Genomic DNA, 14,409 nt, shown 5'->3' with positions numbered 1-14,409 from the left:
GCCGGCCGAAAGTGGGCGTTGACAGGCCGAAACCTGATCAATACTTTGGACGCCTCCCCAACAAACTGGCGGTGAACGATGTGGGGCGACGGCGCGCGGCTCCGCTACGGCGGCGACTACAACCCCGAACAGTGGCCGGCCGAGGTGTGGCGCGAGGACGTCGCCCTCATGCGTCGCGCCCGGGTCAACCTGGTCACTGTCGGCGTGTTCGCCTGGTCGCGACTCGAACCGGAGCCCGGCCGGTACACCTTCGACTGGCTGGACCGGGTGCTGGACCTGCTGCACCAGGGCGGCATCGGCGTCGCCCTGGCCACCCCGACGGCGTCGCCCCCGCCCTGGTTCTCGCTGGCGCACCCCGACGCGCTGCCGGTGACCGCCGACGGCGTCCGCCTGCACCACGGCAGCCGGGACACGTACTGCGCCGCCGCGCCCGCCTACCGGGCCGCCGCCCGGCGCATCGCCGCCGCCCTCGCCGACCGCTACGCCCACCACCCGGCCCTCGCGCTGTGGCACGTGCACAACGAGTACGGCACCACCTGCCACTGCGCGCACACCGCGCGGGCGTTCCGGGGTTGGCTGGTCGACCGGCACGGCGACCTCGACGCGCTCAACGTCGCCTGGGCCACCAGCTTCTGGAGCCAGCACTACACCGACTGGAGGCAGATCGACACGCCCCGCGCCACGCAGCACCTGGCCAACCCGGGGCACCTGCTGGACTTCCGCCGCTTCTGGTCGGACACCCTGCTCGCCGCGTACGTCGAGCAGCGCGACCTGCTGCGGACGGCCAACCCGGCGGTCCCGGTCACCACCAACCACGTCCTCGCCGACTGGGTGCCCGTCGACCACGCCCGCTGGGCCGCCGAGGTGGACGTGGTGGCGATCGACCACTACCCGGACGCGGTCGACGTCGGCGCCGAGGAACAGACCGCCCTCGCCGCCGACCTGGCCCGGGGCTGGGCCCGTCACGGCGCGGCTCGCCGCGCCGGCGACGTCGACCGGCCGGCGTCGTGGCTGCTGATGGAGAGCGCCCCCAACCAGATCCACAGCGGCGGGCGGATGCACGCCAAGGAACCCGGCCGGATGACCCGGCACAGCCTCTCCCACGTCGCCCGAGGCTCGCGGGGTGCCATGTTCTTCCAGTGGCGGGCCCCGGCGGGCGGGGCGGAACGCTTCCACTCCGCGCTGGTGCCGCACGCCGGCCCCGACACCCGGGTGTTCCGGGAGGCCGTCGACCTCGGCGCGACGCTGGAGCGGATCTCGGAGGTCGACGACGGCACGGTCGACGCCGCCGTCGCCATCGCCTGGGACGCCGCCAGCGGCTGGGCCCTGGGCCACCCGGGGATGCCGTCGCCGCACCTGCGCCACGGCGACGAGGTGGCCGCGGCGCACCGGGCGCTGTGGCACGCCGGGTTCGGCACCGACATGGTGCTGCCCGGCGACCGGATCGACGGGTACCGGCTGCTGGTGCTGCCCGCCCTCTACCTGGCCTCCGACGCCACCGCCGACTGGTTGGGCGGGTACGTCCACGGCGGTGGTCACCTGCTGGTGACCTGGCTCAGCGGAGTCGCCGACGAGCACGCCCGGGTCCGGCTCGGCGGTCACCCCGGGGCGTTCCGCGACGTGCTGGGCGTACGCGTCGAGGAGTTCCACCCGCTCGCCGACGGCGAGACGGTGCCCCTGTCCGACGGCGGGACCGGTCGCCTCTGGGCCGAGACGGTACGCCTCGCCGGCGCGGAGCCGGTGGTCTCGTACGCCGACGGCACGCTCGCCGGGCTGCCGGCGGTCACCCGCCACCGCAACGGCGCCGGCACGGCCTGGTACCTGTCCACCCGGCCCGACGACGCCACCTACCGCCGGCTGGTGACGGACGCGGCGCGGGCGGCCGGCGCGACACCCGTCTGCCCGGCGGCGCCGGCCGGGGTCGAGGCGGTCCGGCGACGCGCCGCCGGGGCGAGCTGGCTGTTCCTGTTCAACCACACCGACCGGCCGCAGCGCGTCCCGGCGGCCGGGGTCGACCTGCTCACCGGCGCGACGGCCGCCACGGAGGTGCACCTGCCCGCCGGGGGCGCCGCCGTGCTCCGGGAGACCGACGCCGCCGGCCGCCGTGGCGCCCCGGACCGCGCCGGCGGCTGACCCGCCGCCCTCGGCGAACTCCCGACACCGCCCGCCGCCGGTCCGGCGCGCAGACGCCGGCGGGCTCGCGGTCAGGGCATGGCGACGGCGGCGCGGGACCGGTCGGCGGCGATGCGCACCGCCAGCCCCGCCAGCACCGCGCCCATCACCAGGCGCTGCACCCGCAGCCAGAGCGGCCGGCGCGCGAAGAACCCGGCGAGCGCGCCGGCGCTGAGCACGATCAGCGCGTTCACCGTCAGCGCCACCGCGATCTGGGCCAGCCCCAGCAGCAGGCTCTGCGCGGCCACGTGCCCACGGGCCGGATCGATGAACTGCGGCAGCAGCGACACGTAGAGAATCGCGATCTTGGGGTTCAGCAGGTTGGTGACCAGGCCCATGGTGAACAGCCGCCGGGCCGGGTCGGGCGGCAGCGGCGCCGGGGCGAACGGCGACTGCCCGCCCGGTCGCAGCGCCTGCCACGCCAGCCACAGCAGGTACGCCGCGCCGGCCAGCTTGACCGCCGTGTACAGGGCGGGCACCAGCACGAACACCGTCGCGATGCCGGCGACCGCGGCGGCCAGGTAGACAGCGAATCCGGCGGCGACGCCGAGCAGCGACACCAGCCCCGCACGCCGGCCCTGCGTCACCGACCGGGACACCAGATAGACCATGTTCGGACCGGGGGTCAACACCATCCCCAGCGCCACCAGCGCGATGCCCACCAGCGCACCCGTACCGACCATGCCGTCCCCCCGTTGCACCCGACTCGCGCCGACCCTACGCCGTACGCCACCGCGCCGCCGGCCCGTTCCGGCGTACCGCGCGCCGACCGCCCGCCCCCACCGCCGACGCGGCGACGGGCACACTGTGCCGATGCTGCACGCCCCGGCCACCCCGACCCTGCCGGAACTCCTGCTGCGCCCGTGGCGCGACGACGACGCCGACGCCCTGATCGCCGCGTACCGCGACCCGGTGCTGCGGCGCTGGACCCGGGCGCCGGTGACCACGGCCGCCGAGGCGCGCCGGTTCCTGGCCGCGGCACGCCGGGACTGGGACGACGGCAACCGGTTCAGCTTCGCCGTGCTCGAGCCGCACCCGGCCGGCGAGACCCTGGTGGCCCAGGTGATCCTCAAGAACGTCACCGAGGGCGGTGGGGACGCCGAGGTCGGCTACTGGACCGCCGCGCCCGCGCGGGGCAGGGGCATCGCCCCGCACGCCCTGACCGCGGTCACCGACTGGGCGTTCGCCCGGCTCGCCGGCCTGCGGCGGTTGGACCTGCTGCACCAGATCGACAACCCCGCGTCCTGCCGCGTCGCGGAGAAGGCCGGCTACCTCTTCCAGGAGGTGCTGCCGGCCCGACCGCCGTTCCCCCGCGACGGCCACCGGCACGCCCGGGAATGCCCGGCCCGGTCGGGGCGCTGACTCCTTCCGTCGGCCCCGACGCGGTGGTCGCGTTACCGTGGGCCGGGGGAGGTGTCGGCAGGTGGACAGCTGGGAAGCGACGGTCGAGGCGCGCATCCGCGCGGCGCAGGACCAGGGGGAGTTCGACAACCTGCCCGGCATGGGCAAGCCCATCCCCGGTCGCGGCCAGCCGTACGACGAGTCGTGGTGGATCAAGAGTTTCCTGGAGCGCGAGAAGCTTCCCACCGATCTGCTGCTGCCGACGCCACTGCAACTGCGCCGCCGCATCGAACAGGTGCCCGACGAGGTGCGGGACCTGCCGACCGAGGAGTCCGTGCGGGCGTTCGTCGCCGACCTCAACGCCCAGATCCTCTCCTGGCTGCGTACGCCCACCGGCCCCCGGGTCGCGGTGCGCCCGGTCAACGCCGACGAGGCGGTCCGCCGCTGGCGGACCGAGCGGGAGGCCGCCGCCGCCCCGACCCCGGCTCCGCCCTCGGCACCGGCGGCCGCACCGCGCCGGCGGGGCTGGCGACCGCCCTGGCGGCGCCGGGCGGCGTAGCCGCCGTCAGTCCACCGCCGCCCGCCACGACCAGGACGTGCGCCGGGCGTGGCCGGGCAACTCGCCACGGCCGGTCAGCCACCGCAGCACCCGCGGCGCGGGCCCGGCGGGCGCGTCCGGAAACAGCCGCCGCACCACGGCGGCGCTGAGCCGCCCCGGCGGCTGCCAGGGCACCCCGAGCCCACGGGCGATGTCGTCGGTGTGCAGCAGCGTCTCCGCCACCCCCATCGCCGCGAAGCCCGCCGGGTCGCAGGGACCGTAGTGCCACGCCCGCGTGTCCGGCCCGGCGGCGTCGACGGCCGCCCGCAGCAGGCCACCGCAGGCGACGACGACCCGCAGCACCTCGGCCGGGCCGGCGGCGGGGGAGACGACCAGGTCGAACGGCAGGTAGCCGTCGTCGGGACGCCCGCTGACCTGGCCGGCGTACGCCAGCAGGTCGTGCGCGACGTGCGCGGCGGTGGTCCAGCAGCTCCACTTGAGCCCGCCGGCCGGCACGCCCCAGTCCCGCCCGGTGTGCGGGCCGAGGACGGCGGTCATCTCGGTCACCGCGCGGTCCACGTCGACGCCGGTCAGCTCGGGCATCTCCCGACCGTGCCATCCGCACCACGGCTGCGGCAACCGGATGACGCTTGCCCGTCGTGACCCCCCGGCACTAGGGTCGGATCCGTGACTGCCGGGTCGGCCATGGGCCACGAGCGGACAGGGCACCCGGCCGGCAGGTGAGCCGGGGGCGGGCCCGCGGCCCGCCGACGCCCCGCACCTGCCGGTGTCGACGCCACGTCCACCGCATCACGCTTGCCTCACCGTCCACGCCGGTCGTCCGCCGGCGTATCCGCATCCTCGCCGCCACCGGTCGCCGGGCGGGCGATCCACCGTGGCCGCACCCTCCTGCCCAGCAGAGAGCAGAGCATTGCCCAACGACTTCAACCAGCAGATCATCGACGAGTTCCGCGCCAACTCCGGCCGGGTCGGCGGCCCCTTCGAGGGGGCCAGGCTGATCCTGCTCACCACCACCGGGGCCCGCTCCGGCGCCCCGCACACCACCCCGGTCGGCTACCTGCCCGACGGCGAGGAACGCATCCTCGTCATCGCCTCGGCCGGGGGCGGCCCGAAGCACCCGGACTGGTACCACAACCTGCTCGCCGACCCGCTCGCCACCGTCGAGGACGGGGTCTTCACCTACCAGGCCCGCGCGGTCGTGCTGACCGGCGCCGAACGCGACGAGATCTTCGCCCGGGCCGTGGAGGCCGACCCCGGTTGGGCCGCGTACCAGGCGAAGACGACGCGGGTGATCCCCGTGGTGGCTTTGCACCAGGTGGCGGGCGGGCCACCGGAGGCGGCGTCCTGGGGCGCGGCGCTCAAGTTGATCCACGACGCGTTCCGTCGGGAACTGGCGTTGATCCGCGACGAGGTCGCCCGTTCCGGCCCGGGCCTGGGCGCGCAGTTGCGGGTCAACTGCCTGACCTTCTGCCACGGCCTGCACCACCATCACCGCAACGAGGACGACGGCATGCTCACCGGGTTGGAGGGGCAACGTCCGGATCTCGCCCCGACGCTGGCACGGCTGCGCGAGGAACACCGTCGCATCGCGGCGCTCGTCGCACGCCTCCAGCAGGTCGTCGGTGACCCCGACGCCGAGCCGGTCCAGGCCCGCCGGGAGGTCGAGCGTCTCACCACCGAACTGGAGGCCCACCTGACGTACGAGGAGGAGCAGCTCATCCCCGTCCTCGACGGCACCGGCTGACGGCGGCGCCCGCGACCGGATCCGGCACGAGCCGGCCCCGGTCGCGGGCGGAGCCCGGCGCGGGTGGTGCTACCCCGATTTGAGGGTTGACAGCGCAGGACCGACGGAAATCGGGCGTAAGCCTCAAGAAGCGCTTCAGTAAGAAACTTGAGGCATGGACGTTGAGGACATGAAGCGGTACGTCCGCGAGACCTTCGACGGGGTGAACGCCGTGGAGGCGAACGGGGACACCTTCTACATCTACGACCCGGGTCGGGACCTGCCCGCCGAGCGACAGCTGCCGTTCGCGACGATCGTGACCGGCGACCACTACGACGACGCCTCCGCCCTGGACAGGCCGGGTGCGTGGCGGCTGAACATCGGGTTGACCCGCTCGGCGTACGGGGCGCTTTTTGCGCAGCGGCACGGGCCGGGCGTCGACCACACGGTGCCGGACACCGTGCTGCCGCATCCGGTCTACGCCCCGCAGCACTGGGTGTGTGTCGTGAATCCCGGCGAGGCGAGCGTGGAAACGGTGCGGCGACTACTGGCCGAGGCGTACGACTTCGCGGCCCGCAAGCACGCCAACCACCGGTCCCGGCGGGCCTCGTCCTGAGCTGCGTGACGGCCGGCGCGTCCCACGGGCCGGCCGTCACACCCCGGGGTTAGCGTCGGCAGGTCTGCTGTGGGGCAGGCCCGCCGAGACGAGGGGACACCGCCTGATGTCGCGCAACACCCAGACCGTCGAGACCTACCTGGACGGCTTCCGGAAGAACGACCACGCGCAGATCCTGTCCTGCCTCACCGACGACGTCGAGTGGACGGTGTTCGGCGCCTTCCATCTCAAGGGCAAGCAGGCGTACGACGCCGCGATCGAGGGGCCGGGCTTCGTGCCGCCGCCCCACCTGGAGGTCGTACGCATGGTGGAGCAGGGCGACACCGTCATGGCCGAACTCGTCGGCTCGGTACGACGCGACACCGGCGAGGAGATGCGCATGTCGATGGCCGAGGTGTTCGTCCCGCGAGACGGCAGGATCGCCGAGCGGCGCGCCTGGGTCATCGAGTTGAAGGAGAACGACCACCGCTGACGCGCGACGAGGCGGGCGCGGTCTCGCGCCGCACCACGCGGAACTTGCTAGAGGCCGAGTTGGACCGGCTGGTCCGGCGTCCCCGCTGTGAGAAGCGCTGTCAAGGGTGTGGTGAGGTCGCGGGGCGAGAACAGCTCAGGTCCCGTGTGGCCAGCGATCTCCGAGAGCCGCCACCACCGGAACGCGGCGAGGTTCTCCTCCGCAGCGAGTTGGTCGTCTGTCAGCTCGCCACGGGGCTGGAAGTGGTTCGCGCGGATGAGGAAGTAGTCGTTGATGATGCCGTCGAAGCCCGGGGCATGGTCGGCGGCCACGACCTCCTGGTGCCAGACGTGCGGTGGATCGGCGGTGATCGCCAGACCGGTCTCCTCACGCAGTTCACGGCGCAAAGCCGTCAGCCGGTCCTCACCGGGTTCGATGCCGCCGCCCGGGGCCGCCCAGACGGCCTTTGCCTGCTCTGGCACAACCGGGTGAGGAAGGACGAACCGGCAGAGCAGGATGCGGTCGTCCTCATCAAGGATGATCGCGCGGACGGAGTGGCGCAGGTTCGGCGTCATGGCATGTCGGACGTGGCGGCGAGGCGGATGATGACCGGCACCGCCGCAGACTATCAACCGCCCGCTGGCACCTCGGCCAGCCGTAGCGGCCGGTAGCCGTCGGTGTCGAACTGGGCATTCATGCCAACGGCGCGGCCGGGCGCGATGGCCCTGGAGAGCGGTCAGCCGGGCTTGACCTGGCCGAGCTGCACGAGCAGCTGCACCCCCGAGCGCTCGTAGTCGTAGCCACCCGGATTCGTCCCGGTCGGGTGGACGATCCCCGTGATTCCCTCCATGTCGGCCGAGATCAGCACTCCGGGTTCCGTCGTCATCACCTCACCGTACCGACGCCGATCGGGCCGTTCATGCGAGCCGCAGCGGTCAGCTCTGCTGGTAGCTCACCGCCGCGACGCCGCAGGGCGCGTGCAGGTGCAGGTAGTAGGCGCCCTCACCGAAGTCCACGTCGGCTCCGCCGACCAGGCCGAGGTAGTCCATCGGCTGCCGGCAGGCGGGGCAGTCGACGTGCTCGGCGTCCTGGATCCAGTCGGGATGGCCGCCCAGGGTGGAGCCGCCTTCGTCCCACGCGCTGGCTTCGAACGGTGATGTCCGGCGGGGGCCGACGGCCGGAAGCACGGCCGGCGGGTCCTCCGGCTCGGTGGTGACCGGCGCGTAGTCCGGGCGGCAGTTGCCCGCCCACCAGACGGCGTCGCCGTCGGGCGTGACCTCGCAGCACAGCGTCGTGTAGCAGGCGCAGATGTGGCAGGTCACGATCCTCAGCCGGCCGGCCCAGCCGGTGTGGGCCAGGACCTCACCCACCTCCGGGGTGTCGGTGTCCAGGTCGGCGATGGTCCACAGCGGGGAGGCGCACCACGGGCAGGCAGGGCCGTCGGCGGGCCTTGGCACCTCGTTCGGAATCAACCGGTACGCCGTAGGTGCGCACAGCTCCCGGCGGCTGCCGTCGGGAGCGACCGTCCAACCGGCCTGGTGGGCGTAGGCCAGCGCCCCGACGTGCAGTTTGTCCGCACCGGCCGGCGGCTGCTCCTGCCATCTCCGCAGGGCCTGCTCAGCGCGCGGGTCGGAGGCGTGCGCGAGGATGAGCAACAGATGGTTGAGCCGGTGCGGCGCCCAGCCGGCATCGACGTCGTCGATGATCCGGCGGACCACGGCTCCGGTCGCGCCGCGATACAAGGTCGGCGGCCAGAGTACGCCCGCGTCGAGCAGTTGACTCAGGTGTCCGACGAGGCGTGCCGGCTCGGCGGCGGCGATCTCGATCAGTTCCTCGAGTGCGGCGTCGTCGCCGGCTCCGGCCGCCCGGACCAGTTCCTCGATCATGGCAGCATGGTAGCCAGGCGGTCCGTCGACCAGGCGTGGTGACCATCGGCCGCCGCTGGTCGGGTTCAGGTCCTCCAGCCGACCCACTGCCTACGCGGGCAATCCCCGGCTCAGCGGTTGTCGCCGCTGCCACCCAGCACGCCACGGCCCTGGCGGCTGGCCAGCTTGGCCAGGTTGGCGGTCGCGATGTCGTCCAGCGTGAGATCGAGGTAGTCGGCGAGTACCGCCACGTACCAGAGGACGTCACCGAGTTCCTTGGCGATGTCGGCCCGGTCGATGCGTGACTCGTCGCTGTCGAGGTCCCGGACCCACTTTTTGAACTTCTCGGCGATCTCACCAGACTCGCCGACCAGTCCGAGTACGAGGTGGAGCAGTTCGTTCTTCTTGTCACGCGAGGCGGCCGTGCGAAGGGCCCCGCGCTGGTACTCGTTCAGGTCCATCGCGGACCAGTATGAACCAGCCCCTGCCACTCGCCCAGCCGGCTCCCCCGACGACCACGGCAAGGCACAGCCTCAGCTCCCCTGAGACGAGACGGGCGCCTCCTCGTCGATTACTGGATTACCGGTAACTATAAACCGATAAAGAGCCCGCACGAAAGCCGCAAATCGACCGCACATCATAATGACTGTTATGTGCGGCTGACTGTTATGTGCGGCTGCTCAGCGGTTTGCGAGAGCTTGGATCAGGTGGCTTCGCCCGTCCCGGCTCCCGGCGGCGTGGTGCAGCCGGTGTGGTTCATCGGCATGCGGTGTGGGGTGAGGCGCGATCCGCACCCGGGACGCGAGGTGGACCCGGTACCGGACCTCACCCCATTACGCTCACGTCCATGACCGTGGCCATGATCGAGTTGGACGACGGGCACGGCTACGCACCTGGACCACAGGCGCGGCGATCCCGCAGACGTTTCCTCTGGTTCTGGTGCACGGCGGTCCTGGGGTCCCCGACTATCTGGGCCCGGTCGCCGACATCATCGACGACCTGTGCCTGGTCCATCGCTACGACCAGCGCGGCACCGGCCGATCCTGGTGGGAGGGAGAGCACACGATCGCCCGCCACGTTCACGACCTGGCGCTGTTGCTCGACGCGCGGGGACACGACCGGGTTGTTCTGGTGGGGCATTCGTTCGGGACCAATCTGGCCAGCTATTTCCTGCTGGCCCATCCCGAGCGCGTGGCCGGACTGATTCAGCTCGCCGGGCCCTTCCTAAATCCTTGGCGGAAAGCCGACCGAACAGCACAGCGGGCCCGACGCACCGACGAGCAGCAGGCCAGACACGATGAACTCGATGCGATCGAATCCCGCACCGACGCCGAAGAAATCGAGTACCTCACGCTGTCGTGGTTCACCGACCACGCTGACCACGCCAGAGCATGGGAATGGGCGCTGGCGTCAGCCCGTACGCTGCGGCCCATCAACTACGCGATGAACCGCCAGCTCAACGCCGAGAAGAAGACCGACCCCCTCGAATCACGCGTGGACGAACTCCGCGAGAACCTACCGGCAGGTGCGATGATCATCGGCGGGGCCGGCGACAGTCGCCCTGCCGGTGCCCTGCGGCGCCTCGGAACACGCCTCGACTGTGAGGTCGTCATCGTCCCGAACGCGGGTCACTATCCCTGGCTGGAAGCACCAGACCTCTTCACTGCGGCGTTCCGCGCCGCAGTGAAGAGGCAGTGGCGAGGGCTGCGACCCGTTCTGAGAAGGGAGTGCTGAAGTGGTCGCGCAACGGCTGCGGGTCGCCGCGTACGGGGTGTGTCTGCGGGACGGACGTCTGCTGCTTGCCCGGTACGTGTCGCCCGACGGATCCCAGCGGCACTGGACGCTGCCCGGTGGGAGGGTCGAGCACGCCGAGGATCCGTTCGACGCGGTCGTTCGCGAGGTGGCCGAGGAGACGGGCTACGACGTTCAGGTCGAGCGGTTGCTCGGTGTGGACTCGCGGGCGAGGTACGTCGAGTGGGGCGGCCCCGACGGCGCCGAGTTGCACAGCGTGGGCGTCTTCTATGAAGTGCGCGTCACCGGCGGCGAGCTCCGTGATGAGACGGGTGGCTCGACCGACCTGGCGCGGTGGATCCCGACGACGCGGGTCAGCGCCCTGGACCGCTCCGTCGTCATCGACGTCGGGCTCGAGTTGCACCGTCGTGCGCCGCTCACCGGGCACGTGGAGCCCATCGAGGTCACGGGACCGCTGCGGCATTGACCGCGGCCGTGCCGAGGAACCCGCCGGACTGCCGCGACCACAGCTCCGCGTAGAGACCGCCGCGTTCCAGCAGCTGCGCGTGGGTGCCCTGCTCGGCGATCCGGCCGGCGTCGAGGACCACGATCCGGTCCATGCGGGCGATGGTGGAGAGCCGGTGGGCGATGGCGATCACCGTACGGCCGGTCATCACCTCGCTGAGCGTGTCGTGGATGGCGGCCTCCGCCTCGGAGTCGAGCGCGGACGTGGCCTCGTCCAGGACCAGGATCGGCGCGTTGCGGTAGAACGCGCGGGCCAGGGCGATCCGCTGCCGCTGCCCACCGGACAGGCGTACGCCGCGTTCGCCGACATGTGCGTCCAGGCCGGTCCGGCCGTCCGCGTCCCTCAGCGTGGCGACGAACCGGTCGGCGGAGGCCCGCCGTAGCGCTGCCTCGATCCGCGCCTCGTCGGCGTCACCGGGGCCGGCGATGTTCTCCCGGACCGAGCGGTGCAGCAGGGTGGCCTCCTGGGCGACCATGGCGATCTGGCCGCGCAGGCTCTCCTGCGTCACGTCGGTGACGTCGGTGCCGTCGATCATGATCGTGCCGGACTCCGCGTCGTGGAACCGCAGCAACAGGCCGACCAGCGTGGACTTGCCCGCACCCGACCTACCGACGATGCCGACGCGCTCACCGGCGGCGACGTCGAGGCTGAGCCGGTCGAGCCCGCCCCCGCCCCGGCCGTAGTGGTGGCTGACCTGTGCGAAGGTGATCGCTCCACCCCGTACCCGCAGCTCGGTCGCCCCGGGTCTGTCCGCGACCGCGAGCGGTTGCGCGACGGTTCGCAGGGCCCGCCGCAGCGCGCCGACGGAGCCGAACAGCGACGACACGGCGTCCAGGAGCCACTCGGCCATCGCGGTGATCCGGAAGCTGAGCGCCAGCGCGGCCGCGACGAGACCCAGGGGCGCGGCATCGGTCCGCCACAGCACGATCCCGTAACCGACGAGTCCGACGAGCAGCGCGCTGCTCAGCGCCATCATGGTGCCGTTGATCGTCACCTCGACCCGCTGCAGGTCCAGGTGCGCGCGCCGGGACAGCGCGAACACCCGGCGGTCGTGCTCGGTGCGGGTGTCCCGGCCGCCGAGCAACGCGAGCGTGTCGACGTTGCCGTACGAGTCGACGAGCAGGCCGGTCAGCGTGGACTCCGCGTCCTGCAGCCGCTCCGACGCGCGCCGGTAGCGCGGCACCACCCACCGCATGAGCGTCGCGTACGCCAGTATCCAGGCGCCCAGCGGGAGCAGCAGGCGCACGTCGATCGTGGACATCAGCCACACCGAGCCGGCTGTGTAGGCCATCACGAACACCAGCGTGTGGACGACCGAGTACGCGGCGGTGCTGGCGGCATCGCCACCGTCGCGGACCGAGGTGGCGATGCGTCCGGCGAGGTCGTCGCGGAACCAGCCGACGGACTGCCGGGACACGTGCCGGTGTGCCCGCCAGCGGGCGAGGGGGCGGGCGTTGGCACGGAACGCGATGTCGTCGAGCGCCTCGCCGACCACGTGGACCAGTGGCCTGACCAGCAGCACGAACAGGGCGACGGTGAGCAGTTCGGTGCCGTGGTCGGCCCAGAGCCGCTGCGGGCTCGCGGCGGCGAGCGTGTCGACGAGGCGCCCGGCGTACCCGATGAGCCACACCTCGATCGCGGCCGCCAGGACGGTGGTGGCGACGGCCGCCGTCACGACCGGTCGCAGCGGTCGCAGCTCCTCCAGGAGGAACCGGCGGGCGCCGGCGGCCGGGGTGCGGTCGTCACCGGTCGGGAAGGGATCAACAGGGTTTTCGAACAGTCCGAACACGAAGTGCCTTTCCGGCGGGGGAGACGGACGGGGAGCCGGGGAAACCGCCGGACGTCCTCATGATCGATCTCCTCTTCGTGTCGGGTGGTGTCCTCACGAGGCTAGGCGACACCGCGAGGCGCCGCCTTCCATTTAGCGGCGGGAAAGAGCCCGGGTCAGGACGCCTCGGTGCGGGTGCGGCGGGCGTAGGCGCGGGCCGCACGGGCGCGATCGCCGCAGCGCACCGAGCACCAGTGCCGGCGGGCGTGGGTGCGCAGCAGGTAGCGGGTGCAGGGCGCGGAGCCGCAGGCGGCGAGGCGGTCGGCGTGGGGGCCGCTGAGCAGGTCGGCCGCGTCGGCCGCCAGGACCGCCATGGCGTGGTCGACGATCTGCGTGACGGGGTGTGCCGGGGCGCGGTGCAGGCCGCGCGCCTCGTCCCAGTGCAGCAGGTCGGCGGCGGGAGCCGTGGTCAGGGCGTCGTTGACCGCGCGCAGGGCGTCGACGGGGGCGGGGCGGGTGTCGATCCGGGAGGCGATCAGGGCTCGGATCTGATCGCGCAGCGCGCGCAACCGCTGCGCACACACCTCCCGCAGCTCCGCCTCGGGCGGGGCGAGGTGGCGTTCGGCCAGCCACCGCGCGGCGGCCTCGGGGGTGCCGAGGAGGTCGAGGGACTGGCCGCCGGGCAGCGTCGGGGCGCTGTTGGCGAAGTCCAGCGCGACGTGCCGTCCCGCTCCCGGCGCCGGGAGCGGGACAGCGGGGCCGGTGGCCTCGGTGGTCGCGGACTCCGTCACGGTTCTCATGGTACATCTTGCGTTTATCCGTGAGAGTCGATTACGGTTCCTCACGGCAAAGACAATCCCCAACCGTGAGGAACAGTGGTGACCGACACCGGCACGACGACCGTCCCCGTCCGCGTCTTCGGCGGGCCGACCGCCCTCATCGAGTACGGCGGGCTCAGGTTCCTGACCGACCCGACCTTCGACGCCCCCGGCGACTACCCCCTGGGCCCCGGCATGATCCTCACCAAGACGGCCCCCGCCACCGCCGGCGCGGCCGACCTCGGCCCCGTCGACGCGGTGCTGCTCTCCCACGACCAGCACCCCGACAACCTCGACCACGCCGGTCGGGCCCTGCTGGCCGACGTCGCCCTGACCGTCACCACCCCCAGCGGGGCGGGTCGCCTCGGCGGCACCGCCCGGGGCCTGGCGGCGTGGGAGTCCGTCGAGCTGGACCGCCCCGGCGGTGGCACCGTGACCGTGACGGGCGTGCCCGCCCGGCACGGCCCGGAGGGCTGCGAGCCGCTCACCGGCGAGGTCGTCGGGTTCGTCCTGACCGCCGCCGACCTGCCCACGGTCTACGTCAGCGGCGACAACGCCTCGCTGGATCTGGTCCGGCAGATCGCCGAGCGCTTCGGGCCGGTCGACACCGCCGTGCTGTTCGCCGGGGCCGTGCGTACCCCCATGTTCGACGGCGCGCTGCTCACCCTCGACAGCGTCCAGGCCGTCGAGGCCGCCCGCATCCTGGGCGCGCGGCGCGTCGTGCCCGTGCACGTGGACAGCTGGGCCCACTTCACCGAAGGGCGCGACGACGTGGTCGACGCCTTCACCCGGGCCGGCCTGGCCGACCGTCTCCAGCTGGGCTGAGAGCCGTCGGCGTC

At 72.8% G+C, this 14,409-nt stretch carries 17 protein-coding genes; 9 read left to right on the top strand and 8 right to left on the bottom strand.

From position 1 onward, the window contains the following. Positions 1-78 precede the first annotated feature (78 nt). The gene (locus ACFHW0_RS20130) at positions 79-2,133 is read left to right on the top strand and encodes a beta-galactosidase (protein WP_416609756.1); all 2,055 of its coding nucleotides are present in this window, start codon (positions 79-81) and stop codon (positions 2,131-2,133) included. A gap of 71 nt (positions 2,134-2,204) precedes the next feature. Here the strand turns inward: ACFHW0_RS20130 and ACFHW0_RS20125 are convergent, their stop codons facing one another. Further along, the gene (locus ACFHW0_RS20125) at positions 2,205-2,855 is read right to left on the bottom strand and encodes a LysE family translocator (protein ID WP_416609754.1); all 651 of its coding nucleotides are present in this window, start codon (positions 2,853-2,855) and stop codon (positions 2,205-2,207) included. 130 nt (positions 2,856-2,985) lie between these two features. On the opposite strand from ACFHW0_RS20125, the gene ACFHW0_RS20120 reads away from it, so the two are divergent. Further along, positions 2,986-3,534, top strand: a complete 549-nt coding sequence (locus ACFHW0_RS20120) for a GNAT family N-acetyltransferase (protein WP_416609752.1) — start codon at positions 2,986-2,988, stop codon at positions 3,532-3,534. A gap of 61 nt (positions 3,535-3,595) precedes the next feature. Next, on the top strand, positions 3,596-4,072 hold the full coding sequence (locus tag ACFHW0_RS20115; RefSeq protein WP_416609751.1) for a DUF1992 domain-containing protein: 477 nt from the start codon (positions 3,596-3,598) through the stop codon (positions 4,070-4,072). Positions 4,073-4,078: 6 nt separating this feature from the next. On the opposite strand, the gene ACFHW0_RS20110 is transcribed toward ACFHW0_RS20115, so the two are convergent. Continuing rightward, complete coding sequence (locus ACFHW0_RS20110) at positions 4,079-4,654, bottom strand: maleylpyruvate isomerase N-terminal domain-containing protein (protein WP_416609749.1); 576 nt, start codon at positions 4,652-4,654, stop codon at positions 4,079-4,081. Positions 4,655-4,982: 328 nt separating this feature from the next. Here ACFHW0_RS20110 and ACFHW0_RS20105 point away from each other — a divergent pair, with 328 nt between their 5' ends. From ACFHW0_RS20105 to ACFHW0_RS20095, 3 genes are all read left to right on the top strand, one after another. Then, on the top strand, positions 4,983-5,816 hold the full coding sequence (locus tag ACFHW0_RS20105; protein WP_416609747.1) for a nitroreductase/quinone reductase family protein: 834 nt from the start codon (positions 4,983-4,985) through the stop codon (positions 5,814-5,816). Positions 5,817-5,970: 154 nt separating this feature from the next. Further along, a complete protein-coding gene (locus tag ACFHW0_RS20100; RefSeq protein WP_416609745.1) occupies positions 5,971-6,411 on the top strand; it encodes a DUF6194 family protein in 441 nt (146 codons plus the stop codon). 106 nt (positions 6,412-6,517) lie between these two features. Then, positions 6,518-6,883, top strand: coding sequence for a nuclear transport factor 2 family protein (locus ACFHW0_RS20095; RefSeq protein ID WP_416609744.1), 366 nt, complete (start codon positions 6,518-6,520; stop codon positions 6,881-6,883). A 47-nt stretch (positions 6,884-6,930) separates the two neighbouring features. On the opposite strand, the gene ACFHW0_RS20090 is transcribed toward ACFHW0_RS20095, so the two are convergent. From ACFHW0_RS20090 to ACFHW0_RS20075, 4 genes are all read right to left on the bottom strand, one after another. Then, positions 6,931-7,437 (bottom strand): NUDIX domain-containing protein, encoded by a 507-nt coding sequence (locus ACFHW0_RS20090; protein WP_416609742.1) that lies wholly within the window; start codon positions 7,435-7,437, stop codon positions 6,931-6,933. 161 nt (positions 7,438-7,598) lie between these two features. After that, a complete protein-coding gene (locus ACFHW0_RS20085) occupies positions 7,599-7,748 on the bottom strand; it encodes a M55 family metallopeptidase (RefSeq protein ID WP_416609740.1) in 150 nt (49 codons plus the stop codon). A 49-nt stretch (positions 7,749-7,797) separates the two neighbouring features. Beyond that, entirely contained in the window at positions 7,798-8,748 is a 951-nt protein-coding gene (locus tag ACFHW0_RS20080; protein ID WP_416609738.1) for a hypothetical protein, read from the bottom strand. 110 nt (positions 8,749-8,858) lie between these two features. Further along, positions 8,859-9,188: a nucleoside triphosphate pyrophosphohydrolase family protein gene (locus tag ACFHW0_RS20075; protein WP_416609736.1), complete on the bottom strand. Its 330-nt coding sequence runs from the start codon at positions 9,186-9,188 to the stop codon at positions 8,859-8,861. 478 nt (positions 9,189-9,666) lie between these two features. Here ACFHW0_RS20075 and ACFHW0_RS20070 point away from each other — a divergent pair, with 478 nt between their 5' ends. Both ACFHW0_RS20070 and ACFHW0_RS20065 read left to right on the top strand, forming a co-directional pair. Next, positions 9,667-10,461: an alpha/beta fold hydrolase gene (locus ACFHW0_RS20070; RefSeq protein WP_416609734.1), complete on the top strand. Its 795-nt coding sequence runs from the start codon at positions 9,667-9,669 to the stop codon at positions 10,459-10,461. Between the two features lies 1 nt (position 10,462). After that, a complete protein-coding gene (locus tag ACFHW0_RS20065) occupies positions 10,463-10,945 on the top strand; it encodes an NUDIX domain-containing protein (protein ID WP_416609732.1) in 483 nt (160 codons plus the stop codon). Here ACFHW0_RS20065 and ACFHW0_RS20060 read toward each other — a convergent pair. Beyond that, positions 10,923-12,773, bottom strand: a complete 1,851-nt coding sequence (locus tag ACFHW0_RS20060; protein ID WP_416609730.1) for an ABC transporter ATP-binding protein — start codon at positions 12,771-12,773, stop codon at positions 10,923-10,925. The two genes, ACFHW0_RS20065 and ACFHW0_RS20060, sit on opposite strands and share 23 nt — an antisense overlap. A gap of 155 nt (positions 12,774-12,928) precedes the next feature. Beyond that, positions 12,929-13,552 (bottom strand): ABATE domain-containing protein, encoded by a 624-nt coding sequence (locus tag ACFHW0_RS20055; protein ID WP_416609728.1) that lies wholly within the window; start codon positions 13,550-13,552, stop codon positions 12,929-12,931. A 78-nt stretch (positions 13,553-13,630) separates the two neighbouring features. Between ACFHW0_RS20055 and ACFHW0_RS20050 the strand changes: the two genes are divergently transcribed. Then, positions 13,631-14,395, top strand: coding sequence for an MBL fold metallo-hydrolase (locus ACFHW0_RS20050; protein ID WP_416609726.1), 765 nt, complete (start codon positions 13,631-13,633; stop codon positions 14,393-14,395). Positions 14,396-14,409 lie beyond the last annotated feature (14 nt).

Origin of the sequence: Micromonospora sp. LOL_025, assembly GCF_048060285.1 — a bacterium.
In the GTDB taxonomy this organism is placed as follows: domain Bacteria; phylum Actinomycetota; class Actinomycetes; order Mycobacteriales; family Micromonosporaceae; genus Micromonospora.
Note: the sequence above shows the minus strand (reverse complement) of the source record. Positions and strands in the feature narration are given on the sequence as shown.

Coding starts and splice junctions, on each gene's coding strand:
- ACFHW0_RS20130 (WP_416609756.1), top strand. CDS start 79: ATGTGGGGCGACGGCGCGCGGCTCCGCTACGGCGGCGACTACAACCCC.
- ACFHW0_RS20125 (WP_416609754.1), bottom strand. CDS start 2,855: ATGGTCGGTACGGGTGCGCTGGTGGGCATCGCGCTGGTGGCGCTGGGG.
- ACFHW0_RS20120 (WP_416609752.1), top strand. CDS start 2,986: ATGCTGCACGCCCCGGCCACCCCGACCCTGCCGGAACTCCTGCTGCGC.
- ACFHW0_RS20110 (WP_416609749.1), bottom strand. CDS start 4,654: ATGCCCGAGCTGACCGGCGTCGACGTGGACCGCGCGGTGACCGAGATG.
- ACFHW0_RS20100 (WP_416609745.1), top strand. CDS start 5,971: ATGGACGTTGAGGACATGAAGCGGTACGTCCGCGAGACCTTCGACGGG.
- ACFHW0_RS20095 (WP_416609744.1), top strand. CDS start 6,518: ATGTCGCGCAACACCCAGACCGTCGAGACCTACCTGGACGGCTTCCGG.
- ACFHW0_RS20090 (WP_416609742.1), bottom strand. CDS start 7,437: ATGACGCCGAACCTGCGCCACTCCGTCCGCGCGATCATCCTTGATGAG.
- ACFHW0_RS20085 (WP_416609740.1), bottom strand. CDS start 7,748: ATGACGACGGAACCCGGAGTGCTGATCTCGGCCGACATGGAGGGAATC.
- ACFHW0_RS20080 (WP_416609738.1), bottom strand. CDS start 8,748: ATGATCGAGGAACTGGTCCGGGCGGCCGGAGCCGGCGACGACGCCGCA.
- ACFHW0_RS20075 (WP_416609736.1), bottom strand. CDS start 9,188: ATGGACCTGAACGAGTACCAGCGCGGGGCCCTTCGCACGGCCGCCTCG.
- ACFHW0_RS20055 (WP_416609728.1), bottom strand. CDS start 13,552: ATGAGAACCGTGACGGAGTCCGCGACCACCGAGGCCACCGGCCCCGCT.